This window comes from Mesorhizobium sp. WSM3224 (assembly GCF_000427725.1).
In the GTDB taxonomy this organism is placed as follows: Bacteria; Pseudomonadota; Alphaproteobacteria; order Rhizobiales; family Rhizobiaceae; genus Mesorhizobium.
The window spans coordinates 156,650-182,598 of sequence record NZ_ATYO01000007.1 but is presented as its reverse complement, the minus strand read 5'-3'; the positions used below and the strand labels follow the sequence as shown (position 1 = coordinate 182,598).

The window sequence follows — 25,949 nt, the reverse complement described above, 5'->3', positions numbered from 1 at the left end:
ACGGAGCGACGATGGACGAACTTGTGCCTCGCGATTTCGAGACGCTGCGCGCGACGATCCTGGACAGGCGCCAGAGCCTGCCCAAGCGCATCGCGCAGATCGCCGCTTACGCGCTCGACAACCCCGACGACATCGCTTTCGGAACGGCGGCGAGCATTGCGGCTTCGGCCGGGGTCCAGCCCTCGACGCTGATCCGCTTTGCCCAGCAGCTCGGCTTCGACGGCTTCACCAGCCTGCAGCAGGTTTTCCGCGAGCGCCTGCGCGAACGCAACTCCTCCTATGACGAGCGGCTGGCGGCATTGCGCGCCAAGGCCGAGGACGGCGGCGGGCACCGGGCGATCTTCGACGGCTTCGTCGCCGCCGCCAGCACCTCGCTGGGCGATATTTCGCGCTCGCTCAACGATGCGCATTTCGAAGAGGCGGTTGCGCTCTTGGCAAAGGCCGAGACCATTTATGTGCTGGCCAAGCGCCGCTCCTATCCGGTCGCTTCCTACATCGCCTATGCGCTGGGCAAGCTCAAGATCCGCAACCAGCTGGTGGAATCGGCCGCCGGCCTCAATGCCGAGATGATCGGCTTCGCCACGCCGCGCGACGCCGTCATCGCCATCAGCTTCTCGCCCTATGCGCCCGCGACCATCGAGGAGACCCGCTCGATCGCGGAACAGGGCGTGCCGATCGTGGCGATCACCGACTCATCCTTCTCGCCGCTCGCGCAATTCGCCAAGGTCTGGTTCGAGGTCGCCGAGGCTGATTTCGGCGGCTTCCGTTCGATCTCCGCGACAATGGCTTTAGCCATGGCGCTGACTGTCGCCGTCGGCGAGAAGCGCCGCGAAGCCGGGCGCAGGCGGAAGGGCTGAGCCTCGCCGACGAAACGCTTTTTGCCTTGGGAATGCTCATTCCATATTGACTGTAGATTGGAATTAATATTTCATATTGACGACGCCACGCCGCCGTTTGCGCGTGCTGTCCAAAACGACGCTGCTCTGCACAACAAGGCCGATGGGAGGTTCGAATGGGCGAAGCCGTGGAAGGGAAATACCCGCCGCTCGACGTCATCACCATCGGCCGCGCCTCGGTCGATCTCTATGGGCAGCAGATCGGCTCGCGGCTGGAGGATATCACCTCCTTCGCCAAGTCGGTCGGCGGCTGCCCGGCCAATATTTCGGTCGGCACGGCAAGGCTCGGCCTGCGCTCGGCGCTACTGACGCGCGTCGGTGACGAGCAGATGGGCCGCTTCATCCGCGAGCAGCTTCGGCGCGAGGGCGTCTCGGTCGACGGCCTGAAGACCGACAAGGAACGGCTGACGGCGCTGGTGCTGCTCTCGGTCGAGGACGAAGGCGTCTCGCCGATGATCTTCTACCGCTCCGACTGCGCCGACATGGCGCTCGCCGAAGAAGATATCGACGAGGCTTTCATCGCCTCGGCCCGCTCGGTCGTCGTCACCGGCACGCATTTCTCACGACCCAATTCGGATGCCGCGCAGCGCAAGGCGATCCGCCTGATGAAGGCCAAGGGCGGCAAGGTGGTGTTCGATATCGACTACCGCCCGAACCTGTGGGGTCTTGCCGGCCATGCCGAAGGCTTCGAGCGCTACGTCAAGTCGGACCGCGTCTCGGCGCAGCTTAAGACCGTGCTGCCCGATTGCGACCTGATCGTCGGCACCGAGGAAGAGATCATGATCGCCTCGGGCGCCGACGATTGCCTGAGCGCGCTGAAGGCGATCCGCGCGCTGTCCTCGGCCACCATCGTCCTGAAGCGCGGCGCGCAGGGCTGCATCGTCTATGACGGGCCGATCAGCGACGACCTCGAGGACGGCATCGTCGGAAAGGGTTTTCCGATTGAGATCTACAATGTGCTGGGCGCCGGCGACGCCTTCATGTCGGGCTTCCTGCGCGGCTGGCTCGGCGGCGAAAGCTTTGCCACGGCCGCCACCTGGGCCAATGCCTGCGGCGCCTTTGCCGTCTCGCGCCTGCTCTGCGCGCCGGAATATCCGACCTTCGAGGAGCTGCAATTCTTCCTGAAGCACGGCAGCAAGCACCTGGCGCTGCGCAAGGACGAGGCGATCAACCACATCCATTGGGCGACGACGCGCCGGCGCGACGTCCCCTCGCTGATGGCTTTAGCCTGTGACCATCGCGTCCAGCTCGAGGATGTTGCCGCGAGGGTCGGCGCCGATGCCGCGCGCATCCCCGACTTCAAGGTGCTGACGGTCAAGGCGGCCGCTAAAGTCGCCGCTGGCCGCGACGGCTACGGCATGCTGATCGACGAGAAATACGGCCGCGACGCGATGTTCGAATTCGCTCGCCATCCGTTTGCCTGGCTCGGCCGTCCAGTCGAATTGCCCGGATCGCGGCCGCTGCGCTTCGAATTCTCGCAGGACATCGGCTCGCAACTCACCGAATGGCCGGTCGACCACTGCATCAAATGCCTGTGCTTCTACCACCCGGACGACCCGGAAGCGCTGAAGATCGAGCAGCAGCAGAAGCTGCGCGCGCTGTTCGAGGCCGCGCGAAAAGTCGGCCGGGAATTGCTGGTCGAGATCATCGCCGGCAAGCACGGCAAGCTCGACGACACCACCATTGCGCGTGCGCTGGCGGAACTCTATGCGCTGGGCATCAAGCCGGACTGGTGGAAGCTCGAGCCGCAGGCTTCGGCAGGTGCCTGGGCGAAGATCGAACAGGTGATCGTCAAGAACGATCCCTGGTGCCGGGGCGTCGTGCTGCTGGGGCTGGAAGCGCCCCAGGACGAACTGGTCGCTGCATTTGCCGCAACGAGCAACGCGCCAATCGTCAAAGGCTTCGCCGTCGGTCGAACGATCTTCATCAACGCCGCCGAACGATGGCTGGCCGGCAAGATGTCGGATGAGGAGGCGATCGCCGACATGGCCGTGCGCTTCGAGCAGCTGACCGAGGCGTGGCTTGCCGCGCGCGGCCGCAAGGCGGCATAACGAGACGGCGGAAGGACTGCGGAGGAAATGCGATGAGCAAGACAATTCGCCTGACCATGGCGCAGGCGCTGACGCGCTTTCTCAGCCGGCAAATGACCGAGATCGACGGCAAAAAGGTGCCGATCTTCGGCGGCGTCTGGGCGATCTTCGGCCACGGCAACGTCGCCGGCGTCGGCGAGGCGCTCTACCAGGTGCGCGACGAGCTGCCGACCTTCCGCGCCCATAACGAACAGGCGATGGCGCATGCGGCGATCGCTTACGCCAAGGCGAATTTCCGCCGCCGCTTCATGGCCGCGACCTCTTCGATCGGCCCCGGTGCGCTCAACATGGTGACGGCGGCGGCACTCGCGCATGTAAACCGGTTGCCCGTCCTGTTTTTACCGGGCGACATCTTCGCCAATCGCCTGCCGGATCCGGTGCTGCAGCAGGCCGAGGATTTCTCCGACGGCACGGCGAGCGTCAACGACTGCTTCCGCCCGGTATCGCGCTATTTCGACCGCATCACGCGGCCGGAGCAGATCATCCCGGCGCTCAACCGCGCCATGCAGGTGCTGACCGATCCGGCCGAATGCGGGCCGGTGACGCTGTCGCTCTGCCAGGACGTGCAGGCCGAGGCCTATGATTATCCCGAAAGCCTGTTTGCCGAGCGTGTCTGGACGCCGCGCCGGCCGCGCCCGGACCGCAATGAACTGGCCGCCGCCGTCGCGGCGCTGAAGGGCGCGAAGAAACCGCTGGTGATTGCCGGCGGCGGGGTGCTGTATTCGCAGGCCTCGGACGAGCTCGCCAAGCTGGTGCAAGGCGCCGGCATTCCGGTCTGCGAAACGCAAGGCGGCAAATCCTCGCTGCCCGACGACCATCCGCTCAACATGGCCGCGGTCGGCGTCACCGGCACCTCCGCCGCCAACCGGCTGGCCGAAGAGGCCGATGTCGTGCTCGCCGTCGGCACCAGGCTGCAGGATTTCACCACCGGGTCCTGGGCGCTGTTCAAGAATGCCGGCCGCACCATTATCGGGCTGAATTCCCAGGTCTTCGATGCCGGCAAGCATTGGGCGATGCCGCTGGTCGCCGACGCCGCCGAAGGCCTCGCCGAGCTCGCCGCCGCGCTGAAGGGCTGGAAGACGCCTGCCGCCTGGACCGACAATGCGCTGAAGGGCAAGAAGGAGTGGCAGGCCGCCGCCGCGAAGGTGACCGCCTCGACCAACGCCACCTATCCTTCCGACGCGCAGGTGATCGGCGCCGTGCAGCGGGCGATGGGCTCGGGCGTCACCCTGCTGCATGCCGCGGGCGGTCTGCCCGGCGAACTGCACAAGCTGTGGCAGGCCGGCGCGCCGGGCTCCTACCATGCCGAATACGGCTTCTCGACCATGGGCTACGAGATCGCCGGCGGGCTCGGCGTCAAGATGGCGAAGCCCGACCAGGAGGTCGTCGTCATGATCGGCGACGGCTCCTATCTGATGCTCAATTCCGAGATCGCCACCTCGGTGATGCTCGGCCTCAAGCTCACCATCGTGCTGCTCGACAATCGCGGCTATGGCTGCATCAACCGGCTGCAGATGGCGACCGGCGGCGCCAACTTCAACAATCTCCTGAAGGACGCCCGCCACGAGGTGATGCCCGACGTCGACTTCGCCGCCCATGCGGCAAGCCTGGGCGCGGTCGCCGAGAAGGTGGCGTCGATCGCCGAGCTGGAGACGGCGCTGGCCAAGGCCAAAAGGAACGACAAGACCACGGTGCTGGTCATCGACACCGATCCGCTGGTTTCGACCGAGGCCGGCGGCCATTGGTGGGACGTTGCCGTGCCGGAAGTCTCGGCGCGACGCGAAGTCAACGCCGCGCGCAAGGCGTATGAGGACAAAAAGCAGATGCAGAACGTCGGAAATTGATGCCGGCAAGGCCAAAACCCCACCCTCCCTCTTGTGGGGAGGTCGGACCGAAGGTCCGGCTGGGGGTTGGCGCTGCCCCTCCCCGCTGCTTCGCAGCGACCCTCCCCACAAGGGGAAGGTGGAAACGAACCGACATTGGAGTGACGACTTGAAAGCCAGACTGGGCATGTCCCCCATCGCGTGGTGGAACGACGATCTCGTGGAGTTGAGCGATGACGTGTCGCTCGAGGAGTGCCTGCGGCAATCACGCTCGGCCGGCTTCACCGGCATGGAGATGGGCCGCCGCTTCCCCAACGATCCGAAAGTGATGCTGCCGATCCTGAAAGAGGCCGATGTCACGCTTTGCGGCGGCTGGTTCTCCGGCACACTGGTCAATGAGGACTTGGCCAGCAACAAGGATCGCATCCAGCCGATGATCGACCTGTTCAAGGCGGTCAACGCGCCCTGCATCGTCTATGGCGAGGTTGGCCGCTCCATCCAGGGCGACCGCTCGAAGCCTTTGGCCACCAAGCCGAAACTCTCCGGGGACGAGATGAAGGCCTATGGCCGGCGCGTCACCGAATTCGGCGAATGGTGCGCCGAACAGGGCATGCCGCTTTCCTACCACCATCACATGGCGGCGGTGGTCGAGACCGAGCCGGAGCTCGACGCCTTCATGCGCCATTCGGGCGAAGGCATCCCGCTGCTGCTCGACGCCGGCCACCTCGCATTTGCCGGCGGCAACGTGCTGCGCGCCATCGACAACCACCACAAGCGCATCAACCACGTCCATGTGAAGGACGTGCGCATGGGCGTCATCGACAGCCTCGACCGCTCCAAGCAGTCTTTCCTCGACGCCGTGGCGCTCGGCGCCTTCACGGTGCCGGGCGACGGCTCGCTCGACTTCGGCGCCATCGTCCAGCGCTTCGCCGATCACGGCTATGAAGGCTGGTTCGTGGTGGAAGCCGAGCAGGATCCGAAGACGAACCCGCCGCTGAAGATGGCTGAGGTCGGCCACAAGGAGCTGATGCGGGTGATGACGGCCGCCGGCTATACGGTCGAGACGCAGGGTTTTCCAGCCTGAACGGTGGATTAGTCCGGGCGCTCGGTCTATCTGATGCGCTTTGGATGGATTGGCGCGATGAAAGACTATGAGCATCCCTTCTTCCGGCCGCTATGGCGCCGCATCGCCATCGTCGTCGTCTGCCTGGTCTGGTCGGTGATCGAGTTCGCTTCCGGCACGCCATTCTGGGGCGTCATCGCGCTCGGCTTCGCCGGCTACGCGGTGTGGCAGTTCTTCTACCTCTACAATCCGGCCGAGGAGAACAAGCCTCCAGCCGAACCGAAGGAATAATCTAGGAGCTCCGCATGTCGAAACTGCTCGTCAAGGCCGACAAGGGCCACGGCCACGTCGCGCATGTCACGCCGCAAAGCGCCGGCTGGACCTATGTCGGTTTCGATCTGCATCGGCTTCATCCAGGCGAGGCGGCGTCCGGCAAGACCGGCGACCGCGAGGTCTGCCTGGTCTTCGTTACCGGCAAGGGCAAGGCGTCGGCAGGCGGCAAGGAACTCGGCCTGCTCGGGGAGCGCATGTCGCCCTTCGAAGGCAAGCCCTGGTCGGTCTATGTGCCGCAGGGATCGGACTGGTCGGTGACCGCCGACACCGAACTGGAACTCGCGGTCTGCTCGGCGCCGGGCTTAAGCGGCGGGCTGCCAGTGCGCGTCATCGGGCCTGACGATCTCGGCCAGGAAGTGCGCGGCAAGGGCACCAACACCCGCTACGTCACCAATATCCTGCCCGAGGGCAAGCCGGCGGATTCGCTGCTGGTGGTCGAGGTCATCACGCCCGGCGGCCACACCTCCAGCTATCCGCCGCACAAGCATGACCAGGACAATCTGCCGGCGGAGTCCTATCTCGAGGAAACCTACTACCACCGCCTCAACCCGCCGCAGGGTTTTGCCTTCCAGCGCGTCTACACCGATGCCGACCGCAACGGCGTGCGCGAGTTCGACGAAGCGATGGCGATCGAGGACGGCGACGTCGTGCTGGTGCCGAAGGGATATCACCCATGCGCGGCCTGCCACGGCTACGACCTCTATTATCTCAATGTCATGGCCGGACCGAAGCGGACGTGGAAATTCCACAACGCGGCCGAGCACGAATGGCTGATGAAAGCCTGATAGGCAGGTCGGCAAAGCCGTTGGTCCAGCTCGGGAAAAATCGTCGGCTAAGCACCTCGATGCTGGACTTGCCTTCGAAAACCCATGAAAGCTTCGTCAATCCGTCATGGAAATCACCTATGGCAGCGGGTCTGATGCACGTCGCCGCGAGCGCCTGGGCGTTTTTGGAACACGACTTGCCAAAAACAGGGACTTGAGCGCGTCGCATAATCCTTCGGGCGCAGCGCGCTTTGTTGAGGAACGATCATGCGCTACGCTATTTATTTCACCCCAAGGCAGGACGAGAAGTTGGCGCGCATCGCCGCCAACTGGCTGGGCCGCGACCCGTTTGGCGCGGCGACGCGCCCGGTCGAGGCCGTTGGCGATCTGTCGGCGGCGGAAGTCGCCTTCCACACCGCCTCCGCCAGGCGTTACGGGTTCCATGCCACGCTGAAGGCGCCGTTCCGGCTCGCGTCCAGCGAGACGGAAGCGTCGCTACGCGCCGCGCTCGACAGTTTTGCCGAGGCGACACCGCCGGTCGTCATCCCGCGCCTCGCCCTCGGCCAGATCGACGGCTTCTTCGCGCTGGTGCCGGAAGCGCAGTTTGCGCCGCTCAACGATTTCGCCGACGAGGTCGTGCGCGTCTTCGACAGCTTCAGGGCGCCGCTGACCGAGGCCGAGATCGAGCGCCGCAGTCCCGATTCGCTGAGGCCAGACGAGTTCCGCAACCTCTGCCAGTGGGGCTACCCTTACGTTTTCGACACTTTCCGCTTCCACATGACGCTTTCGGGGCGCGTCGGGCCACAGGAAAGCCCACGTCTTCGTGCAGCGATCGACAGCCTGTTCGCCGAGGTGCTGCGGCAGCCGGTGCCGGTGGATGCGCTGACATTGTTCGTCGAAAGCGAGCCCGGCGCCCCGTTCATGGCGCTTTCGCAGCATGCGCTTGGCCGTGGCCCGGCCCGCAAGACCGCTTGATTGACCGTTCGAGATAGGACCGCCTGAGATGACCACCGAAACCGTCCTCACCAATGCCCGCATCGTGCTGGCCGACGAAATCGTCGAGGGCTCGCTGCTGCTGCGCGACGGCCTGATTGCCGCCGTCGAACCCGGTGCTGCCCGCACCGGCGAGGATATGGGCGGCGACTACATCATTCCCGGCCTGGTCGAGCTTCACACCGATCACCTCGAAGGCCACTACGCGCCACGCCCGAAGGTGCGCTGGAACCCGATCGCCGCCGTGCTTGCCCACGACGCCCAGGTCGCGACCGCGGGCATCACCACGGTTCTCGACGCCTTGCGCGTCGGCATGGACGAGGATGCCGACTTGAAGGCCGACGACGTTCGCAAGCTGGCCGACGCGATCGAGGACAGCGTGCGCCAAGATCGGCTCAGGGCCGACCATTTCATTCACCTGCGCTGCGAGGTCTCGGCGCCGGACTGCCTCGAGGCCTTTGCCAATTTCGAGACCGACGAGAGGGTGAAGCTCGCCTCGCTGATGGATCACGCGCCTGGACAGCGCCAGTTCGTCAACCTCGAAACCTATGCCTATTACTACCAGCGCAAGCTCAAGCTGACGGACCGCGACTTCCAGAAATTCTGCGAGAAACGGATGGCGGAATCGGCCCGCAATTCCGGTCCGAACCGGGTCTTCATCTCGGCCGCCTGCCATGAGCGCGGCATCGTGCTTGCGAGCCACGACGACGCGACCTCCGGCCATGTCGACGAAGCGATCGAGCAAGGTGTGCGCGTCGCCGAGTTCCCGACGACGCAAGAGGCGGCCAAGGCCTCGAAGGCGGCGGGCCTCGGCGTGCTGATGGGCGCGCCGAACGTCATGCGCGGCGCATCGCATTCCGGCAACGTCTCGGCGCGCACGCTTGCCGCCGACGGCCTGCTCGACATCCTGTCGTCCGACTATATTCCCTTCAGCCTGATCCAGTCGGCCTTCTTCCTCGGCGATGTCGTCGAAGGCATCACGCTGCCGCAGGCTGTCGCCATGGTGTCCAAGAACCCGGCCGAAGCGGTCGGCCTCGCCGATCGCGGCGTCATCGAGCCCGGCCGCCGCGCCGACCTGGTTCGCGTGCGCGTCGACGACCATGTGCCGGTGGTGCGGACAGTGTGGCGCCAAGGCAGCCGGGTCGCATGATGGTCTCGGCCCTGATCGAGCGCGAGCTGGCCGAGAGCCTGCCGATCCGCAACGGCGTCTTCGTCGCGGTCGTCGGCCCGAGCGGTGCCGGCAAGGATACGGTGATCGGCTATGCCAAGGCGCGCTTTGCCGGCGAGACGCGGCTGGAGTTCGTGCGCCGTGTCATCACCCGAGCCAGCGACGCGGCAAGCGAAGACCACGACACGCTGGCCGATGCCGCCTTTGCCGAGGCGGAGGCCGACGGCGCCTTCTCGCTGTGCTGGGACGCGCACGGCCTGCGCTACGGCCTGCCGGCCGATGTCGACTGGGCCGTGGCGAACGGCCATGTCGCCGTGGCGAATGTCTCCCGCGCGGTCATCCCGGCGCTGCGCGAACGCTACGCCAATATGGCTGTGGTCGAGATCACCGCGGCGCCGGAGATCCTCGCGGAGCGGCTCGCGGCGCGCGGCCGTGAATCGCGCGGCGAAGTGCTTGCCCGCCTGGCGCGCAGCACGAGCGTCAAGCTGACAGGACCGGACGTCACGTCGATCGACAACAGCGGCGACAAGGAAACCGCCGGCGAACGCTTCGCCGAGGTGCTGCGCAAGGCGATGGCCTGCTCGGATCTGTCGGACATGATTTAGCGCCTTTCCCTTCTCCCCTTGTGGGAGAAGGTGGCCGCGAAGCGGCCGGATGAGGGGTGCTGGACGGAGCGAGGCGTGGAAAATCGAAGAACTTGAAGCGCTTAAGGTTCGGAGGCAGCGATCCTTCCAACACCCCTCATCCGTCTCGGCGCTTCGCGCCGATCCACCGTCTCCCACAAGGGGAGAAGGAGGGCAGCGCTTCACTTGTTGAAGTTGGCGATGAACTGCTTGAACTGCTGCGTCGGCGGCCTGGCGAACATTTCCTTCGGTTCGCCGACCGAATCCACCTCGCCCTTGTGAAGAAACATCACCTGGCTCGACACGTCTCGGGCAAAACCCATTTCATGCGTCACGACCAGCATGGTGCGCCCTTCTTCGGCAAGCGAGCGCATGACGCGCAGCACCTCGCCGACCAGTTCCGGATCGAGCGCGGATGTCGGCTCGTCGAACAGCATCACCTTGGGATTCATCGCCAGAGCCCGCGCGATTGCCGCGCGCTGCTGCTGGCCGCCCGACATGTGGGGCGGATAGTAGTTGCGGCGCTCCCATATCCCGACGCGCTTCAGCAACGCCTCGGCCTGCTCCAGGCACTCCGCGCGCGGGCGCTTGAGCACATGCGTCGGCGCGGCGACGAGGTTCTCGAGCACGGTCATGTGCGACCAGAGATTGAAGCTCTGGAAAACCATGGCGAGGTTGGCGCGGATCCGTTCCACCTGGCGGGTGTCGGCTGGCGTTTGATGCCCGTCGCGGCCCTGCTTCATCCGGATGAGCTCGCCATCCACCCGCACTTCGCCGGAATCCGGGGTCTCCAGGAGATTGATACAGCGCAGCAACGTGCTCTTGCCGGAGCCCGAGGAGCCGAGGATCGAGATCACATCGCCCTTGTGAGCCTCGAGCGAAATGCCCTTGAGCACCTCGTGGTCGCCAAAACACTTGCGCATGTCCTTGACGCTGATGGCTGCCTTGTCATCCGGGGACGATGCTGCTTTCGCGGCAGCGGCAGAACTTGCCGGCATCACAACACCTCCGGGACGGGTTTGACCTGCTGGGATTGTTCGGGCGCGGGGCGCAGGTGGGGTGAAAGCAGGTATTCGACCCAGGCAAACAACCGGGCGATCGACAGGTTGAGCAGAAGATAGATAACGCCGGCGCAGGTAAGCACCTCGATCGGCCGGAACGTGTCGTGCTGGATCTTCTGCGCCGTCCCCATCATCTCCATGATGGTGACCACGGAAGCGAGCGCGGTCGCCTTGGTCATGAGAATGATCTCGGTCGAATAGGCCGGCAGGGCGAGCCGTAGCGCGATCGGCAGCGTGACAAGGCGGAAGCGCGTGAACGCCGACATGCCGAACGCCTTGGCAGCCTCGATCTGGCCGACCGGCACCGCCCGCAGCGCGCCGCGGAAAATCTCGCTCTCATAGGCGGCTGTGTTCAAGGCCATGGCGACGATGGTGCAATACATCGGATCGCGCAGGATCGGCCACAGGATCGGGCTGTGGCGGACAAAATCGAACTGCGAGAGGCCGAAATAGATCAGGTAGAGCTGCACCAGCAGCGGCGAGCCGCGGAAGATGAAGACATAGCCGCGAGTGAAATATTCGCCCAATCTGTGGCCGGAGGCCCGCAGCCAGGTCAGGCCGGTGGCGATGATGAGCCCGAAGGCGATGCCGAAGAACCAGATCTCGAGCGTCAGCGGCAGCGCCTTCAGCACGCTCCACATGGTCGAGAGGTAGAAATCAAAATCCACCGCGACCCCTCATTTCGGCCGCAAGAAACTGCGCGAAGTGTAACGCTCGGCCTTGTCGAAGATCGGCGTCGAGATTGAGGTCATCACCAGATAGAGGATGCCGGCGAGCGTGTAGAAAAGCAGCGAATGATGCGTCGAACGCGCGGCCTTGTTCGCGGTGAGCATCAACTCGGCGACGCCGGTGACCGAGATCAGCGCCGAATCCTTGATGGTCAATTGCCAGACATTGCCCAGCCCCGGCACCGCCAGGCGCAGAACCTGCGGCATGATGACAAGACGAAAGCGCAGCCACGCCGACATGCCATAGGCGCGGGCCGCCTCCAGCTCGCCGCGATGGATCGCCAGGAACGACCCGCGAAAAACCTCGGCCTGGTAGGCGCCCGAAATGATGCCGACCGCGAGAACGCCGCCCAGGAAGCTCGGCATGTTCAAAATGTCGGTCGAGCCGATCGAGCCAGCGGACCTTGCCACGCCGGTCAGCACCTGCGTGCCGCCATAGTAGAAAAGATAAATGATCAAGAGTTCCGGTTCGCCGCGGAAGACGGTGGTGTAGCTCTCGCCGATAAACCTCAATCCGCCGCGATGCGAGAGCTTGGCCGCCGCCACCAGCGACCCCAGCACCGCGCCGATCAGCATCGAGACCATTGTGACGGCCAGGGTCCATGCGATACCCCAAAGCAGCTGCACGCCCCAGCCGGCGGCCAGGAGCTCGTAGGCCGTCGACAGTTGTTCCTGCAGACTGTTGAGAAACTCCACTTACGCCTGCCTCCGGGGGACGAGATACGGCTGCTTAGCTTTCGGGCGACATGCACTCAATGCAAAACGGGAGCAGCCTTGGCTGCTCCCGTTGCGACATTACTTGGTAATGTCGATCTTGAACCATTGCATGGAGTATTTCGACACCGAGCCGTCATCGAGCGCGGCCTTGAGCGCCTTGTTGTAGATGTCCTGCAGATCCTTGTCGGTCTTGCGGAAAGCGGCGCCGATGCCCGGTCCCAGGATCGGCCCGCCCTTGAATTGCGGCCCGACGAATTCCAGGTCCTTGGCATCGGGCTTGGCCAGCGTGCCGAGGAAATAGGTGGTGTCGGCGAAAGCCACGTCGATGCGGCCCGCCATCAGGTCGAGGTCGTGCTCGTCGGTGGTCTTGTATTCATGGACGTTGGCGACGTCCTTGAGATATTTGTCGGCGAACGTCGCCTCCGTGGTCGAGACCTGCAGGCCGACATTCTTGCCGGCGAGCTCCTTGCGCAGCGTGTCGAGCGCCGCCTTGGATTCGGCGTCGTCCTTCGACAGGTCGATCGTCTTGCCGCTGTTGGACAGCTGCGCCAGCGGGCCGTTCTTGTCGGCAAGGAAGGCCACCGGCGAAGAGGCATAGGGGATCGAGAAGTCGATCGTCTTCATGCGCTCCTCGGTGATCGACATTCCGTCCATCACGATGTCGAACTTGCCTGCCGTCAGGCCGGGAACGACGCCGTCCCAATCCTGCGCCACGATGTTGCATTCCAGCTTCGCGCGAGCGCAGACGTCGTTCAATATGTCCACCTCGAAGCCGACGATCTTGCCGCTGGCATCCGTCTGGTTCCAGGGGGCATAGGAGCCCTCCATCGCGACGGTGACGGTCTTCCAGTCCTTGGCCATTGCCGGGGTCGAGCAGGTCAGCGCCAGCGCGGCAAGCGCGATCCAACGTGATGATGTCACGGTAGTTTCTCCCATTACTTGTTCTTGGAACCCTCAGATACCAATTGCTTAGCCCAGCCCCGATTCGCCGACAAGGGCTGTTTTCCGGTTCACGCGTTGTTGCAATACGAACACGAATCCGGACTTGGCCCGCGGCCTTCGTCGCGAGCTGATCCAATCAGGACCGTAAACGGAAGAGCGAGGCTACTCCGCCGGCGCGCCGGCGACGTTGCGGCGCGTCGCTTCCATCATGCGGCGGCGGGCGCGGAAGACGCCCCATTGCTGGTCGACCAGCACGCCGATCAGGATCACACCGCCCATCACCGCGAAGTTGAGCGAGGACGGGATGCCGAGCAGGTTGACGAGGTTCTGCAGCTCCTGCAGCAGCACGGTGCCGAGGATGACACCGACCAGCGAGCCCTCGCCGCCGCGCAGCGAGAAGCCGCCAAGCACGGCCGCCGCGATGGCATAAAGCTCATAGAACTGGCCATGGCTCGCCGGCGAGATCGAGCGCGTGTACATGGCAAAATAGATCGCCGACAGCGCCGTCAGCACGCCGCAGATGACGTAGGCGGCGATCACGATGCGGCCCGTGCGGATGCCCGAATATTTCGCGGCTTCCTCGTTCTTGCCGATGGCATAGAGGTAGCGCCCGAACACCGAGCGGTGCAGCACCACCCACATGACGATGGCGATGACGATCAGCGCGATGAAGCTGTTCGGCACGCCGTACGAGCGGCCGGCGGTCAGGAATTCGAGCGTTGGGAAATTCTGGCCGAAGGCGAAGCCGGCCGTGCCGTCGGCGGTGTAGAAGCGGGCCACGCCGCGATAGATCAGCAGGCCGCACAGCGTCACCACGAAGGGCTGCAGCTTCAGCCTGGTGATCAGCCAGCCATGCACGAAGCCGATGACAGCGCCGAGCACGATGATCAGCACGAAGGCCAGCGGCCAGCCCACCTCGCGCACGGCGATGAAGTCGATGAACAGCGTGCCGAGCAGCGCGACAACCGAGCCGACCGACAATTCGATACCGCCGGTGATGATGACGAAGGCCTGGCCGATCGACAGGATGCCAAACAGACCAATCAGGTTCGAGGTGTTGGCGAGGTTGATCGGCAGCAAGAAGCGCGGATTGATGATGGCAACGACGGCGCCGACCACCAGGATCAGGATCAGCAGGCCGAGATCTTTCTTGTTCATTGCACTCCTCCCGCCGCTTGCAGCAGTTTCGGCTTCTTGCCGACCGCCAGCAAGAGCACGTTTTCCTGGCTGAAATCGTCTTTGTCGAGGATGCCGGAGATCTGCCCCTCATGCATGACCGCGATGCGGTCCGACACGCCGATCACTTCTTCCATGTCGCTGGAGATCATCAGCACCGCGACGCCGGCATCGGCCAGCGCCCGCATCAGCCCGTAGATTTCGGCCTTGGCGCCGATGTCGATGCCGCGCGTCGGCTCATCCAGGATCATTACCTTGGGGTTCATCGCCAGCCATTTGGCCAGGACCACCTTCTGCTGGTTGCCGCCGGACAGCGTGCCGGTGCGGGTCAGGACCGAGGGCGCCTTGATGCCGAGGTTCTTCTTCTGCTTTTCGGCCGTCGCAAGTTCGGCGCCGGTCGAGACCAGCGAGCGCCTGGCATGCGCCGGCAGGTTGGGCAGCGAGATGTTCTGCGCGATCGACAGGTCGAGCAGGATGCCGGTGAGCTTGCGGTCCTCCGGCACGAGGAAGATGCCGTTCGCCACCGCGTCGGCCGCCGAGCCGACATTGAGCGGCTTGCCGTCGAGCGCGACATTGCCGCCAAGCCGCTCGTCGATGCCGAACAGCACGCGCGCGAGTTCGGTGCGGCCGGAACCGACAAGCCCCGCGAGGCCGAGGATTTCGCCACGCCTCACCTCCAGGCTGACCGGCCGATCCGGATAGGTGCTGGTGCGTATGGCATCCGCCGACAGCGCCACGCTACCCGGCGCGCGCGTGGCTTCGCCGGCCTTCTCGCGCGCCTTCAGCATACGGCCGATCATCAGCCTGACCATCTCGTCGTGATTGATCTGGTCCTTCGCCAGCGTGCCGGCCAGCGTACCGTCGCGCAGCACCACGACACGGTCGGCGACGCGCTCGATCTCATGCAGCCGGTGCGAGATGAAGATGACGCTGATGCCTTGCGCCTTCAGCCCCTTGATGACGTCGAGCAGTTTTTCGGTCTCGGCCAGCGGCAGGCTGGAGGTCGGCTCGTCGAGGATGACCAACCGCGCCTTGATCGACAGCGCCTTGGCGATCTCGACCATCTGCTGCTGGGCGAGCGACAGCGATGCCACCGGCGCGTCGGCCGAGAAATTGGCGCCGACCCGCTTCAGGAGCGGCGCCACCATTTCGCGCAGCCTGGCGCGGTCGACTAGCTTCAGCGGCCCGGCGCGCAGCGGCTCGCGGCCGAAGAAGATGTTGGCGGCGACATCGAGGTTTTCGAAAAGGTTGAGTTCCTGGTGCACGAAGGCGACCCCGGAACCGATGCTTTGTTCGACGGTCAGTCCGTCATGCGCCACGCCATCGACGGTGATGGTGCCGCTGTCCGGCCGCGTCACGCCGCCGAGGATCTTCATCAGCGTCGATTTGCCGGCGCCGTTTTCACCGACCAGGCCGATGACCTCGCCGGGCCGGACCTCCATCGAGAACCTGTCCAGCGCCACAACACCCGGATAGGTCTTGCGCACGGCCTCCAGGCCCAGGAATGGAGCGGTGGTTGGTTGAGTGGTGTCGGTAGAGGTCATCACGCCATGATTTACCGCACTTGGCAGCAGCCGGTGGGCCACAGACTGACGGGCCTTGGCAGGTCCGTCAATACAAACGCCGGCTCAAGGCGAACCCTGAGCCGGCGCAACTGCTCATCGATCAATTGCCGGACATCGCCTTCAGATTGGCGGCGTAGGCGTCGACATCATCCTTGCCGATGATCTTGGTCGGGATGATGATCAGGCCCTTCTCCGGGATACCGGACTTGTCGCCCTTGAGGTAGGCGGCCATCAGCTTCATGCCCTGATAGGCCCACTCGAACGGCTGCTGCACGACGGTGGCGGCAACGGTGCCTTCCTTGACGCCGCCCAGCGTGATCGGATCGTCGTCGAAACCGACAACCGTGATCTGGCCAAGCTTGCCGGCATCGCGCAGCGCTTCATAGATGCGCGGCGTGTTGTAGGAATAGAAGCCGACCATGCAGGTGATGTCGGGGCTGGCGACCAGCGCGTCCTCGACATTCTTCTTGGCGCGCGCCTGGTCGATGTCGTCGCCGCGCACGTCGACCAGCTCGATCTTGCTGCCGGCGAGCCCGTCCTTCATGCCCTGGATGCGCTCCTTGGCGTTGTCGGCGCCGAGCAGCCCGACGAAGCCGAGGCATTTGCCGCCGTCCGGCATCGCCTTCTTGGCGATTTCGGCCGCCTGCTTGCCGGCGTCGACATTGGACGAGCCGATATAGGCGACGCGCTTGGTCTGCGGCGCATCGGAGTCCGTGGTGAACAGCGCCGTTTCCGACGCGATCTTGTTCAGCCCGTCGGTCGAGGTCTTGGGATCCACGGCCGAGACCATGATGCCCTTGACGCCGGCCGTCACCAAATCGTCCATCAGCCGCTGCTGGATAGCGACCGAGGACTGTTCCGGATATTTGAGCTCGAGATTGTAGTCGGGCAATTCGCCCTGTGCCTTCTTCACGCCGGCTTCCGCCGCCTTCCAGAAGTCTGACGCACCGTTGACGACGAAGGCCAGCGTCGGCTTGTCGTCGGCGCGCACGCTGGCGCTTACCGACAGGCCTAGAGCCAAGGCCGCCGCGGCGACAGATGCATTACGGATCGTGGATTTCATAGTTCAACCTCCCTTGTAGAACTCGTCACTGATGTCTCGGCTGCGGCCCGGATAACCCTCCTCCTCAAGGGTGCGGCGCAAAGGTCCGCCGACTTAAGAACGGTGCCGATCCGGCCGCGGTCGAGACACTAGACACTCATGTGGCGTTCGTAAATAGTCCGATTTGTCTGACATTTTCGTGAGATGGGCCGCGGGCCGAATCCGGCGATGTTGCCGGGATATCGAGCGAGCGCCCGTCACACTTGCCGACACCGATCCGAGGCCCGGACGGCTACGACAAGTTGACACTAGATCGCTTGCGGCTATTAGTAAAGAGTATTAGTTATGACGCCGGAGCGCGCGCCTTCGAAGCGGAGGAGACGCTGGCCGCGAGACGCGCTGGGGAGTGAGGAGAGCGAGCGCGGCGAGGCCTGCCAGCGCACGGAAATACGGGAATTGTCAGTGCTGCTGACCTTGTCCGGCCGGTTTCGTCGCGATGCCAGGCGGATGGTGATTTGCATGCCACACGTGATAATATCTATTAGTATCGATGCGCTTCCGACACGCGCACCGACCTCGACCATCTTGCCGCTGCCGGCGGCCTTTGCTTCAGAGCCGGCCGGGTTTGGGAAACGACCATGAGTGAACCGACGGAACTGCGCGATCCTCCCGCGGCCTCCAGGCGCCGCAAGCCAGCCGCCAAGCCCAAGGGACGTGTCACCATGACCGATATCGCGCGCGCCGCCGGCTGCTCGCAGGCGACGGTGTCGTTCGTGCTCAACAATTCGCCAGGCATCAGGCTTTCGCAGCAGACACGCGACCGGGTGATAGAAGCGGCGCGGGCGCTGGGTTACTCGCCGCCGGTCTTCTCGGCGCTGCGACCGCCGGTGACGCCGTTCGAAGGCCTGGACGGCGTCATCGGCTTCGCGGTCGACCAGCTCGCCACCAGCCCCGAGGCGGTGGTCGCCATCGAGGGCGCGCGGCAGGCCTCGTGGAACGCGGGCAACGTGCTTCTGGTGGCGCAGACCATGGGCGATGCGGTGATGGAGCCGCGCGCCATCCAGGCGCTGACAAGGCGCGGCATCTCGGCGCTGATCTACATGACCATCTTCACCCGCGAGATCGCCGCGCCGGATTTCCTCTACAGCCTCGATATCCCGGTCATCCTGCTCAACTGCTACACCGCCGACTATGCCTTCCCGGCCGTGGTTCCCTCCGAGATCGCCGGCGGCCAGAGCGCGACCAGGCATCTGATCGGCCATGGCCATCGCCGCATCGCCACCATCACCGGCGAGCCGTGGATGCAGGCCGCGCAGGACCGGCTGAAAGGCTATCGCCGCGCCCTTGCCACCGCCGACATCCCGTTCGATCCGGAGCTGGTGGTCGAAGGCGACTGGTCGGCCAGCGCCGGCTATGCCGCGACGGTCAAGCTGCTTGGGCTGAAGGAGCGGCCCACCGCCATCTTCTGCCAGAACGACCGCACGGCGGTCGGCTGCTACGAAGCGCTGAAGGAAGCCGGCCTGCATATCCCGCAGGATATTTCGGTGGTCGGCTATGACGACGAGGAGATCGCCCGCCATCTCTTCCCGCCGCTGACTACCTCGATCCTGCCGCATCTGGCGATGGGCCAATGGGCGATCGAGCAGCTCGAGACGCCGCCAACGCCCGGCCGCGGCCGCTATCCCATCACCAAGCTCGAATGTCCGCTGGTGGAGCGGGAGAGCGTGGGGCCTGCTGCGGCCTGAGCATTACCCGGCGATCAACGACGCCATTTGTTCCCTACCAATGATGTTGGCGTTCGGCGGCAAGGGGCGACCGTCCAGCTCGGCCAGTTTTGCCGCGATATGCGGCCTGGCGAAGATATCCTGGGGCAGCGAGACGCACATGGCGATCTCGACCACGCCGCGGAAGACGTCTGCATCCTGGGCTGAGGCGGCAAAAAGCTTGGCCATCATCGGATTCGGGGGTGGCATCGGGAGACCTTCAGCAAGCGCCTCCATCTCGGCGATCCTGGCGCGGTCGGCGGCGATCTGGTTGCGATAGAACGGGCCGATCTGGCGTTCGGTCTCCGCGTCGTATTCCCGCGAGAATTCGCCGGGATCGTCGATGTGCCGGCGAGCGACATTCCGCAGCACCTGCGCGTGCAGGAGGCCGACGCTCAAGCCTCGTCCGGCGGACGGATTGGTGCATGCCCAGGCATCGCCCACGGCCGCGTATCCCGTGACGACGGGCTGCCCGTCGACGACGAACCGCCGGTACCGGTCGAGGACCCCCGCCATCAGCAGGACATGGGTGATCGGCTCGCCTTCAAGCCAATGAGCTTGCAGCGGGCATGCCATCACCACACGATGGAACGTGGCCGCGTCGCGCAGGGCGCGCATCGCCTTGTTCCGCGCCGAGGTGAACAAGGTGACCGACCAGGTTTCGTTGTCGCCGTCGAGCGTGAGTATCGAGAGCAGCCCCATCGGCGTCAGCACGCGGCCCTTTCTATGCGGCCGCTGCTTGCCCGAAAAATAGCGGGTGAAATAGACGAAGTTGCTGTCCTCGGCTTCCTCGACCGGGCTGCGGCCGCCTGCGTGGCGGATCAATTCGCAGGCCGGGCTTCGCCGTCCCATCGCGTCGATGACCAGATCGGCGCGGATCTCTTCGCCGGATGTAGTGCGCACGCCCGCAACATGCGGCACGCAGGGAGCCGCCGATGCGCCAGTGACCAATTCGCGAACCTTCGTGCCTCGCCGGATCGTCACATTGGGCGCTGCCTGTGCCATCGTGGCCACGGCCCACTCCATGGCCGGCCGCCGGCCCGTGACGAAGCGCATTGCTTCATCGCCCGGGCGTGGTGTCCTGTCCGTTATTGTCGGGGGAAGGAACCGAGGGTCGAAATAGTCCATCCAGACGCAGCCGGCGCGCAGCAATGTATCCGTCAGCCCCGGCAGCTCCTGGTCGGCGACCATCCGGAAACGCGAGCTGAGATTGTGCGGCTGCCTGAACTGCGCGACGCCGGGGCGCTCCCAGTCCCATCCTTGAATGGAACTCGAGGGGTGACCTGCCGGGTCGGCTTCGAGCACCGTCACGTCATGACCGTCGCGGCCAAGCATGGCCGCCGTGCACAATCCGATCACGCCTCCACCGCAAATCAGGATCTTGCTCACCCCGTCCCCCATGTCTGAGAGGGTTTGACGCTATATTAGCTCTTGTGCAGGTTCCCGGCAACTTGCCAGCCGGGCGGCGCCGACCTGCTGCTCGCACCCTTGTCCGATCCCGGCACGGTTGGCTGCTTTCGTCGCTTGGCATAGCTCCCGCGGAGGTCTAGCCTGCAACGGCGAGGGAGAGCGGGATGACATCAAGCTTCACGGTTCAGGCGGCGTCCGGCTATGAGCAGCTCATGGGGCGCTGGAGCCGGCGGCTCGCGACCAAATTCATCGATTTCGCCGGGCTTGCCGCCGGCGAGAAGATCCTCGATGTCGGCTGCGGCACCGGCAGCCTGACCTTTGAGCTGGCAAAATCCGCCGGTCTTGCCGAAATCCGGGCCATCGACTTCTCGCCGGTGTTCGTCGAGGCGGCCAGGCAACGCAACACCGATCCGCGCGTCACCATCAGCCAGGCGGACGCCACGGCGCTGCCATTCGCGGATGGTGCGTTCGACCGTTCGCTGGCGCTGCTGGTGCTTCACTTCGTGCCCGAGGCGGGCAAGGCAGTGGCCGAGATGCGCCGCGTGGTGCGGCCGGGCGGCGTGGCCGCTGCCGTGGTCTGGGATCATTATGGCGGCATGACCGGCATGCGCATGATGATCGACACGGTGGCGGCGCTCAGCGAAAGTGGGCGCCAGATGCGCAGCCGCTATTGCTTCCAGCCGATGATGCAGCCGGGCGAGATGAAGCGGACGTTTGTCGAGCAGGGTCTCGTCGACGTTACCGAGGCCGAGCTGATGATCCGCATGGACTATGAAAATTTCGACGACTTCTGGGCGCCGATCGGCGCCGGCGAAGGTCCGCTCGGCAAATATATGACTACGCTGGACGAGGCCGAGCAGAAGCGCATCGAGGCCGCAGTCCGCGATGCCTATCAGGCCGGCGGGGCCGACGGCCCGCGATCCTTCGCCAATGTCGCCTGGGCCTGTCGCGGCATCGTTCCCTGAAATTCACCTCGACCGCGGCCGGGCAGAGCACCGCATCGCAAAACCGGCAATGCGTCAGTTGCCAACGGCCGCCGGGGCATTGATCTCCCAGCCGTCGACCCACACCTCGCAGCACGTCGCCTTCGCCCTTGAACCACAGGCCGGTCGGCCGGCAGTCCTCGATGCGGTCGCTGCGGAAATTGCGGATGGCCTGGCGCAATTCGCACCAGGCGACGATGTTGGCGGTCTCGGCATAATAGATCAACGCGATCGGGCGGACGGTGCGTTCGGTCGCCCGTCCCGCTTCGTCGCGATAGGAAAGGCTGAGCTTCTCCTCGTCGCGGATGGCGCGGCGAACCAGCGCGAGGTCGACGGCGGAAGCGGAAGGTGCGGCAAAACCCCAGGCGTGGAGCGCGTTGGCGTCGAGGGTCTGCCGCAAGGGCGGCGGCACCGCGCCGGCGATCTTGGCGCCGACGCGTTTTGCGGCCTGTTTGAGCTCGTCGTCGCCGGTGCGTTCGAGCAGCGCCAGCGACAGCACGATTGCTTCCATCTCCTCGATGGAAAACATCAGCGGCGGCAGGTCGAAGCCGGGGCGCAGGATGTAGCCGATGCCGCGCCCGCCCTCGATCGGCACGCGCATGGCCTGCAGGGCCGCGATGTCGCGGTAGACAGAGCGCACCGTCACTTCCAGTTGCCCGGCCATCGTAGCTGCGGTCACCGGCTTTCGGGCCAGACGCAGGATCTGGATGATCTCGAACAGGCGCGAGGCCTTGCGCATTTCCTCACCCGGCTGCAACGCAACTGACACATCCCCGTCAGTTGGGGTGACCTATAGAGCCGCCTACCGGCTTGAAAATCAACAGATTCCTTTGCGCCTTCGCCGGCGTGGCAACAGGCAACTGACATGAGTTACGCGGAAAACCTCTGGCTCTTCTTCATTCTGCTGTTCGGCATCATCGCCGTGCCTGGGATGGACATGCTGTTCGTGCTGGCCAATGCGCTGACCGGCGGCAGCAACAGGGGCCTGGCGGCGACCGCCGGCATCATGCTGGGCGGCGCGGTGCACACGCTGAACGGCGCGGTCGGCGTCGGCCTGCTCATGCATTTCGTGCCGATCCTGTTCACGCCGCTGCTGATCGCCGGCGCCGCCTACATGGCCTATATCGGCATTTCGCTGATGCGCAGCTCGATCACCGTCGGCGACAACGGACCTACGGGGAGCCGCTCGGCCTGGAAGGCGTTTCGGCAGGGAATGGTCACCTGCCTGATCAACCCGAAGGCTTATCTCTTCATCCTTGCCGTCTACCCGCAATTCCTGAAGCCGGCTTACGGTCAGATCTGGATGCAGGCGACGATCATGGGATTGCTGACGGTCGCCACCCAGGCAGCGATCTATGGCGGGCTCGCCGTCACGGCCGGGCGCAGCCGCAAGCTTTTGATCGCCAATCCACAGGCGACCATTCTTGCGGGCCGGGCGGCCGGGTTGCTGCTCTTTGCGGTCTCGGTGTTCACCGCATGGGAGGGACTGAGGGCGGTGTAATCACCGCCCTCGTTCATAGCCATCACGCCGCGCCTTGACGGCTGCCAAGCATCTCGCGCTTCACCGACCGGCGCCATTCGACGGCACCGGCGAGGCCGTGCAGCACCGTCTCGGTGGTCGCCCAGTCGATGCAGCCGTCGGTGATGCTCTGGCCATAGGTGAGCGGCTTGCCGGGCACCACGTCCTGCCGGCCGGCGACGAGATTGCTCTCGATCATGACGCCGATGATGCGCTCGTCGCCAGCCGCGACCTGGCCCGCCACGTCGGCCGCGACCTTCGGCTGGTTCTCCGGCTTCTTGGCGCTGTTGGCGTGGCTGACATCGATCATCAGCCGCGGCGCGACCCCGATGCGGCCGAGTTCGGCGGCAGCGGCATCGACGCTTGCGGCATCATAGTTCGGCGTGATCCCACCGCGCAGGATCACATGGCAATCCTCGTTGCCGGTGGTCGTCGCGATGGCGCTGCGGCCGCCCTTGGTCACCGCCATGAAATGATGCGGCTCAGCGGCCGACTTCACCGCCTCGCCAGCGATCCTGAGGTTACCATCGGTGCCGTTCTTGAAACCGACCGGGCAGGAAAGGCCGGAGGCCAGCTCGCGATGGATCTGGCTTTCGGTGGTGCGCGCGCCGATGGCGCCCCAGGCGACGAGGTCGGCGATGTATTGCGGCGTCGTCATGTCGAGGAACTCGGTCGCCGCCGGCAGGCCGAGATTGTTGACGGCCGACAGCACGTTGCGCGCCATCCTCAACCCCTTGTCGATGTTGAAGCTGCCGTCGAGATCGGGATCGTTGATGAGGCCCTTCCAGCCGACCGTGGTGCGCGGCTTCTCAAAATAGACGCGCATGACGATCTCGAGCCGGTCGGCCAGGGCCTCGCGCAGCGCCGCCAGACGGCTGGCGTAGTCCACGGCGGCGACCGGATCGTGGATGGAACAAGGGCCGACGATGACCACCAGTCGATCGTCGGCCCCTGTCAGGATGGAATGGATGGCGTTGCGCGAGGCGGCAACGGTGCGCGTCGCCGTGAGCGAGCGCGGTATCTCGCGCATCACGTCGTCCGGCGTGCTCAGTACCTTGAGTTCGGTGACCCGGAGGTCGTCTGTGGTGGTCAACACGGCTTTCTGCTCCTGGTTAGGAGACCTGCCGGCTGAAACAAAAAAAGCCGCCAGGTCTGGCGGCTTGTCGGATTTTTGATCTGCAATCTTCAGATCGAGCGCAATCCTCCCGCCGCCAGCGAGCTGCTAAAATACCAATACGTGGCGGACAGGTTGATCATGCGGCTTATATAGTCGATGCGGAGGCGCTTGTCACGTGCCCTGATGGCAGCCAATTCGAGATAGCAGACGCCTCACGATTTCGTCATCCCGGGCGAAGCAGGAGCGAAGCTCTGCAGACCCGAGGATGACGAAGTGATGGGCGCTTCCGCTAGATTCGCTGACGCTACTCCGGCGACGACCCGGCGACGCTCTGATCATGGTCGACCAGCGAGCCGGTCATGACGCCGGCCTGCGGGCTGACCATATAGCTGATCAGCCGGGCAAGCTGGGCCGGCTTTACCAGTTGGCCCATCGGCTGCGCGGCCTCGGCCTTTTCCAGCCAGTCGTCGGGTGCTGCGTGCCACTTCTTCTGCACGATGTCCTCGCCCTCGGTATCCATCCACCCGGGCAGCACGGCGTTGCAGCGGATGCGGTTGAAGCGATAGGCGTTGGCGACATTCTTGGTCAGCGTCATCAGCGCGCCCTTGCTGGTCGAATAGGGCGTCAGGAAGGACTGGCCGGCATGCGCCGACATCGACAGCACGTTGACGATCGAGCCCGGCGCCTTGCGCTCCAGGAGATGCGCGACCAGGCCCTGCATCAGGAAGAAGGGGCCGCGCACATTGGTGTCGAAGATCTGGTCGAAAAGCTCCTCGGTGGTCTCGACCAGCGAGCCCCGCGCCGAGGTGGCGGCGGCGTTGACCAGCGCGTTCAAGGTGCCGAAGTGCTTGATCGCTGTCTCGACGGCGCGCTTGCAGTCGACGACCTTGGCGACATCGGCGCTGATGAAGATGGCATCGACGCCGTTCTTCTCGAGGGCCGCGACCGCCTTGTCGCCCTTCTCCTGCGAGCGGCCGATCAGCGCCAGCGCGCGGCAGCCCTCGTCCGCCAGCGCCTCGGCGACGGCGAAGCCAATGCCCTGCGCGCCGCCGGTGACGATGGCGCGCGTTTGTGAATTGCGACCGGCCAAACCGCTCATCGCTGTGCTCCTTATTCCCCGTTCAAATCTTCAATCGACGCGGATGGTCTTGCCCGTCTTGGCCGACTTCAGCGCCGCATCGGCCAGCTTCAACGCAATGAGCCCGTCCTTGCCGCCCGGCGAGGCCTTCTTGCCGGCGCTCTTGGCGGCGATGAAGGAGGCGATCTCGTTGGCGTAGGCGTCGATGTAGCGGGTCATGAAGAAGTCGTGCAGCGGCGGGCGGGTGTAGCCCTTGTCGTTGGCGAGCTCGATCGACACCGGCCGCTGGTTCTCGGCCGCGACCATGCCCTTCGAGCCGTGCACTTCGATGCGCTGGTCGTAGCCATAGGTGGCGCGGCGCGAATTGGAGATGACGGCCTGCTTGCCGGACGCGGTTTCGAGGATGACGCTGACCGAGTCGAAATCGCCCGCATCGCCGATCTTCTTGTCGACCAGCACCGAGGCGTGGGCGCTGACGGCCACGGGCTCCTCGCCAAGCAGGAAGCGCGCCATGTCGAAATCATGGATGGTCATGTCGCGGAAGATGCCGCCGGAGCGGGCGATATAGTCGAGCGGCGGGGCGCCGGGATCGCGGGACGTGATGGTGATCATCTCGACCGTGCCGATGGCGCCGTCGTCGATCGCCTTGCGGACGGCGGCGAAATGCGGATCGAAGCGACGGTTGAAGCCGACCATCAATGTGGCTTTGGTCTGCTCGACCACCGCCAGGCATTTTTCGACACGCTCGATGGAGAGATCGATCGGCTTCTCGCAGAAGATAGCCTTGCCGGCCTTGGCGAAGCGCTCGATCAGGTCGGCATGGGTGTCGGTCGGCGTGCAGATGATGACGGCATCGATATCCTTGGCCTTCTCGATGGCGTCGACGGTGCGGACTTCGGCGCCATAAGCGGAGGCCAGTTCCGTCGCCGCTTTCTCGAAGGCGTCGGCCACTGCCACCAGCCTGGCCTGCGGGTTGGAGGCAACGGCGCGGGCATGCACCTTGCCGATGCGACCGGCGCCGAGGAGAGCGAAGCGGAGTGTCATGAAATGTCCTTCGAAGATGGGTTTTGGAACCTGTCGCGCCCATCAGGCGCG

General features: G+C 64.8%; 24 protein-coding genes and 1 pseudogene. 13 read left to right on the top strand and 12 right to left on the bottom strand.

The genetic code is table 11. The features are described from left to right. The first annotated feature begins 11 nt into the window (after nucleotides 1-11). From YU3_RS0114930 to phnN, 10 genes are all read left to right on the top strand, one after another. A complete protein-coding gene (locus tag YU3_RS0114930) occupies nucleotides 12-857 on the top strand; it encodes a MurR/RpiR family transcriptional regulator (protein WP_036258600.1) in 846 nt (281 codons plus the stop codon). 155 nt (nucleotides 858-1,012) lie between these two features. Next, entirely contained in the window at nucleotides 1,013-2,947 is a 1,935-nt protein-coding gene (gene iolC / locus YU3_RS0114925; protein WP_027167011.1) for a 5-dehydro-2-deoxygluconokinase, read from the top strand. A gap of 32 nt (nucleotides 2,948-2,979) precedes the next feature. Continuing rightward, entirely contained in the window at nucleotides 2,980-4,830 is a 1,851-nt protein-coding gene (gene iolD / locus YU3_RS0114920) for a 3D-(3,5/4)-trihydroxycyclohexane-1,2-dione acylhydrolase (decyclizing) (protein ID WP_027167010.1), read from the top strand. 148 nt (nucleotides 4,831-4,978) lie between these two features. Then, a complete protein-coding gene (gene iolE / locus YU3_RS0114915; protein WP_027167009.1) occupies nucleotides 4,979-5,893 on the top strand; it encodes a myo-inosose-2 dehydratase in 915 nt (304 codons plus the stop codon). A gap of 57 nt (nucleotides 5,894-5,950) precedes the next feature. After that, on the top strand, nucleotides 5,951-6,163 hold the full coding sequence (locus YU3_RS0114910; protein ID WP_027167008.1) for a hypothetical protein: 213 nt from the start codon (nucleotides 5,951-5,953) through the stop codon (nucleotides 6,161-6,163). A 14-nt stretch (nucleotides 6,164-6,177) separates the two neighbouring features. After that, on the top strand, nucleotides 6,178-6,990 hold the full coding sequence (gene iolB / locus YU3_RS0114905; protein WP_027167007.1) for a 5-deoxy-glucuronate isomerase: 813 nt from the start codon (nucleotides 6,178-6,180) through the stop codon (nucleotides 6,988-6,990). Further along, nucleotides 6,972-7,187 (top strand): hypothetical protein, encoded by a 216-nt coding sequence (locus YU3_RS40575; RefSeq protein ID WP_156913471.1) that lies wholly within the window; start codon nucleotides 6,972-6,974, stop codon nucleotides 7,185-7,187. Before iolB ends, YU3_RS40575 begins: the two co-directional genes overlap by 19 nt. A 49-nt stretch (nucleotides 7,188-7,236) precedes the next feature. After that, a complete protein-coding gene (locus YU3_RS0114900; protein WP_027167006.1) occupies nucleotides 7,237-7,944 on the top strand; it encodes a DUF1045 domain-containing protein in 708 nt (235 codons plus the stop codon). A 28-nt stretch (nucleotides 7,945-7,972) separates the two neighbouring features. Beyond that, the gene (locus YU3_RS0114895) at nucleotides 7,973-9,112 is read left to right on the top strand and encodes an alpha-D-ribose 1-methylphosphonate 5-triphosphate diphosphatase (protein WP_027167005.1); all 1,140 of its coding nucleotides are present in this window, start codon (nucleotides 7,973-7,975) and stop codon (nucleotides 9,110-9,112) included. Continuing rightward, nucleotides 9,109-9,735 (top strand): phosphonate metabolism protein/1,5-bisphosphokinase (PRPP-forming) PhnN, encoded by a 627-nt coding sequence (gene phnN / locus YU3_RS0114890; protein WP_027167004.1) that lies wholly within the window; start codon nucleotides 9,109-9,111, stop codon nucleotides 9,733-9,735. Before YU3_RS0114895 ends, phnN begins: the two co-directional genes overlap by 4 nt. Nucleotides 9,736-9,935: 200 nt before the next feature. Here phnN and YU3_RS0114885 read toward each other — a convergent pair whose 3' ends face one another. The 7 genes from YU3_RS0114885 to YU3_RS0114855 form a co-directional block, all read right to left on the bottom strand. Further along, nucleotides 9,936-10,751: an ATP-binding cassette domain-containing protein gene (locus tag YU3_RS0114885; protein ID WP_051333949.1), complete on the bottom strand. Its 816-nt coding sequence runs from the start codon at nucleotides 10,749-10,751 to the stop codon at nucleotides 9,936-9,938. Next, nucleotides 10,751-11,482: an ABC transporter permease gene (locus tag YU3_RS0114880; RefSeq protein ID WP_027167002.1), complete on the bottom strand. Its 732-nt coding sequence runs from the start codon at nucleotides 11,480-11,482 to the stop codon at nucleotides 10,751-10,753. Before YU3_RS0114880 ends, YU3_RS0114885 begins: the two co-directional genes overlap by 1 nt. Nucleotides 11,483-11,491: 9 nt before the next feature. Next, nucleotides 11,492-12,238: an ABC transporter permease subunit gene (locus YU3_RS0114875; protein ID WP_245273508.1), complete on the bottom strand. Its 747-nt coding sequence runs from the start codon at nucleotides 12,236-12,238 to the stop codon at nucleotides 11,492-11,494. Between the two features lie 99 nt (nucleotides 12,239-12,337). Next, entirely contained in the window at nucleotides 12,338-13,180 is an 843-nt protein-coding gene (locus YU3_RS0114870) for a transporter substrate-binding domain-containing protein (RefSeq protein WP_036258595.1), read from the bottom strand. Nucleotides 13,181-13,363: 183 nt separating this feature from the next. After that, the gene (locus tag YU3_RS0114865) at nucleotides 13,364-14,359 is read right to left on the bottom strand and encodes an ABC transporter permease (RefSeq protein ID WP_027166999.1); all 996 of its coding nucleotides are present in this window, start codon (nucleotides 14,357-14,359) and stop codon (nucleotides 13,364-13,366) included. Next, complete coding sequence (locus tag YU3_RS0114860) at nucleotides 14,356-15,921, bottom strand: sugar ABC transporter ATP-binding protein (protein WP_027166998.1); 1,566 nt, start codon at nucleotides 15,919-15,921, stop codon at nucleotides 14,356-14,358. The genes YU3_RS0114865 and YU3_RS0114860 overlap by 4 nt, the downstream gene beginning before the upstream one ends. A gap of 121 nt (nucleotides 15,922-16,042) precedes the next feature. Then, nucleotides 16,043-17,005, bottom strand: coding sequence for a sugar-binding protein (locus YU3_RS0114855; RefSeq protein WP_027166997.1), 963 nt, complete (start codon nucleotides 17,003-17,005; stop codon nucleotides 16,043-16,045). 617 nt (nucleotides 17,006-17,622) lie between these two features. Between YU3_RS0114855 and YU3_RS0114850 the strand changes: the two genes are divergently transcribed. Then, nucleotides 17,623-18,729 (top strand): LacI family DNA-binding transcriptional regulator, encoded by a 1,107-nt coding sequence (locus YU3_RS0114850; RefSeq protein WP_027166996.1) that lies wholly within the window; start codon nucleotides 17,623-17,625, stop codon nucleotides 18,727-18,729. A 3-nt stretch (nucleotides 18,730-18,732) separates the two neighbouring features. On the opposite strand, the gene YU3_RS36560 is transcribed toward YU3_RS0114850, so the two are convergent. Further along, entirely contained in the window at nucleotides 18,733-20,148 is a 1,416-nt protein-coding gene (locus tag YU3_RS36560; RefSeq protein ID WP_084508071.1) for an FAD-dependent oxidoreductase, read from the bottom strand. Between the two features lie 173 nt (nucleotides 20,149-20,321). Between YU3_RS36560 and YU3_RS0114840 the strand changes: the two genes are divergently transcribed. Further along, entirely contained in the window at nucleotides 20,322-21,122 is an 801-nt protein-coding gene (locus YU3_RS0114840; protein ID WP_027166995.1) for a class I SAM-dependent methyltransferase, read from the top strand. A 54-nt stretch (nucleotides 21,123-21,176) separates the two neighbouring features. Here YU3_RS0114840 and YU3_RS39315 read toward each other — a convergent pair. Then, nucleotides 21,177-21,879, bottom strand: a pseudogene (locus tag YU3_RS39315) (YafY family protein). Between the two features lie 126 nt (nucleotides 21,880-22,005). Between YU3_RS39315 and YU3_RS0114830 the strand changes: the two are divergent. Then, a complete protein-coding gene (locus YU3_RS0114830; protein ID WP_027166993.1) occupies nucleotides 22,006-22,641 on the top strand; it encodes a LysE family translocator in 636 nt (211 codons plus the stop codon). A gap of 22 nt (nucleotides 22,642-22,663) precedes the next feature. Here the strand turns inward: YU3_RS0114830 and YU3_RS0114825 are convergent, their stop codons facing one another. The 3 genes from YU3_RS0114825 to iolG all read right to left on the bottom strand — a co-directional run bounded on the left by YU3_RS0114825 (nucleotide 22,664) and on the right by iolG (nucleotide 25,898). Next, entirely contained in the window at nucleotides 22,664-23,755 is a 1,092-nt protein-coding gene (locus YU3_RS0114825) for a 3-deoxy-7-phosphoheptulonate synthase (RefSeq protein ID WP_027166992.1), read from the bottom strand. Nucleotides 23,756-24,080: 325 nt separating this feature from the next. Continuing rightward, nucleotides 24,081-24,875, bottom strand: a complete 795-nt coding sequence (locus YU3_RS0114820) for an SDR family oxidoreductase (protein ID WP_027166991.1) — start codon at nucleotides 24,873-24,875, stop codon at nucleotides 24,081-24,083. A gap of 30 nt (nucleotides 24,876-24,905) precedes the next feature. After that, on the bottom strand, nucleotides 24,906-25,898 hold the full coding sequence (gene iolG, locus YU3_RS0114815) for an inositol 2-dehydrogenase (RefSeq protein WP_027166990.1): 993 nt from the start codon (nucleotides 25,896-25,898) through the stop codon (nucleotides 24,906-24,908). Between the last annotated feature and the right edge of the window lie 51 nt (nucleotides 25,899-25,949).

Excerpts from the sequence above, each read along its gene's own strand:
- YU3_RS0114930 (WP_036258600.1), top strand. The coding sequence starts at position 12 with ATGGACGAACTTGTGCCTCGCGATTTCGAGACGCTGCGCGCGACGATC.
- iolC (WP_027167011.1), top strand. The coding sequence starts at position 1,013 with ATGGGCGAAGCCGTGGAAGGGAAATACCCGCCGCTCGACGTCATCACC.
- iolD (WP_027167010.1), top strand. The coding sequence starts at position 2,980 with ATGAGCAAGACAATTCGCCTGACCATGGCGCAGGCGCTGACGCGCTTT.
- YU3_RS0114910 (WP_027167008.1), top strand. The coding sequence starts at position 5,951 with ATGAAAGACTATGAGCATCCCTTCTTCCGGCCGCTATGGCGCCGCATC.
- iolB (WP_027167007.1), top strand. The coding sequence starts at position 6,178 with ATGTCGAAACTGCTCGTCAAGGCCGACAAGGGCCACGGCCACGTCGCG.
- YU3_RS40575 (WP_156913471.1), top strand. The coding sequence starts at position 6,972 with ATGGCTGATGAAAGCCTGATAGGCAGGTCGGCAAAGCCGTTGGTCCAG.
- YU3_RS0114900 (WP_027167006.1), top strand. The coding sequence starts at position 7,237 with ATGCGCTACGCTATTTATTTCACCCCAAGGCAGGACGAGAAGTTGGCG.
- YU3_RS0114895 (WP_027167005.1), top strand. The coding sequence starts at position 7,973 with ATGACCACCGAAACCGTCCTCACCAATGCCCGCATCGTGCTGGCCGAC.
- phnN (WP_027167004.1), top strand. The coding sequence starts at position 9,109 with ATGATGGTCTCGGCCCTGATCGAGCGCGAGCTGGCCGAGAGCCTGCCG.
- YU3_RS0114885 (WP_051333949.1), bottom strand. The coding sequence starts at position 10,751 with ATGCCGGCAAGTTCTGCCGCTGCCGCGAAAGCAGCATCGTCCCCGGAT.
- YU3_RS0114865 (WP_027166999.1), bottom strand. The coding sequence starts at position 14,359 with ATGAACAAGAAAGATCTCGGCCTGCTGATCCTGATCCTGGTGGTCGGC.
- YU3_RS0114860 (WP_027166998.1), bottom strand. The coding sequence starts at position 15,921 with ATGACCTCTACCGACACCACTCAACCAACCACCGCTCCATTCCTGGGC.
- YU3_RS0114855 (WP_027166997.1), bottom strand. The coding sequence starts at position 17,005 with ATGAAATCCACGATCCGTAATGCATCTGTCGCCGCGGCGGCCTTGGCT.
- YU3_RS0114850 (WP_027166996.1), top strand. The coding sequence starts at position 17,623 with ATGAGTGAACCGACGGAACTGCGCGATCCTCCCGCGGCCTCCAGGCGC.
- YU3_RS36560 (WP_084508071.1), bottom strand. The coding sequence starts at position 20,148 with ATGGGGGACGGGGTGAGCAAGATCCTGATTTGCGGTGGAGGCGTGATC.
- YU3_RS0114840 (WP_027166995.1), top strand. The coding sequence starts at position 20,322 with ATGACATCAAGCTTCACGGTTCAGGCGGCGTCCGGCTATGAGCAGCTC.
- YU3_RS0114830 (WP_027166993.1), top strand. The coding sequence starts at position 22,006 with ATGAGTTACGCGGAAAACCTCTGGCTCTTCTTCATTCTGCTGTTCGGC.
- YU3_RS0114820 (WP_027166991.1), bottom strand. The coding sequence starts at position 24,875 with ATGAGCGGTTTGGCCGGTCGCAATTCACAAACGCGCGCCATCGTCACC.
- iolG (WP_027166990.1), bottom strand. The coding sequence starts at position 25,898 with ATGACACTCCGCTTCGCTCTCCTCGGCGCCGGTCGCATCGGCAAGGTG.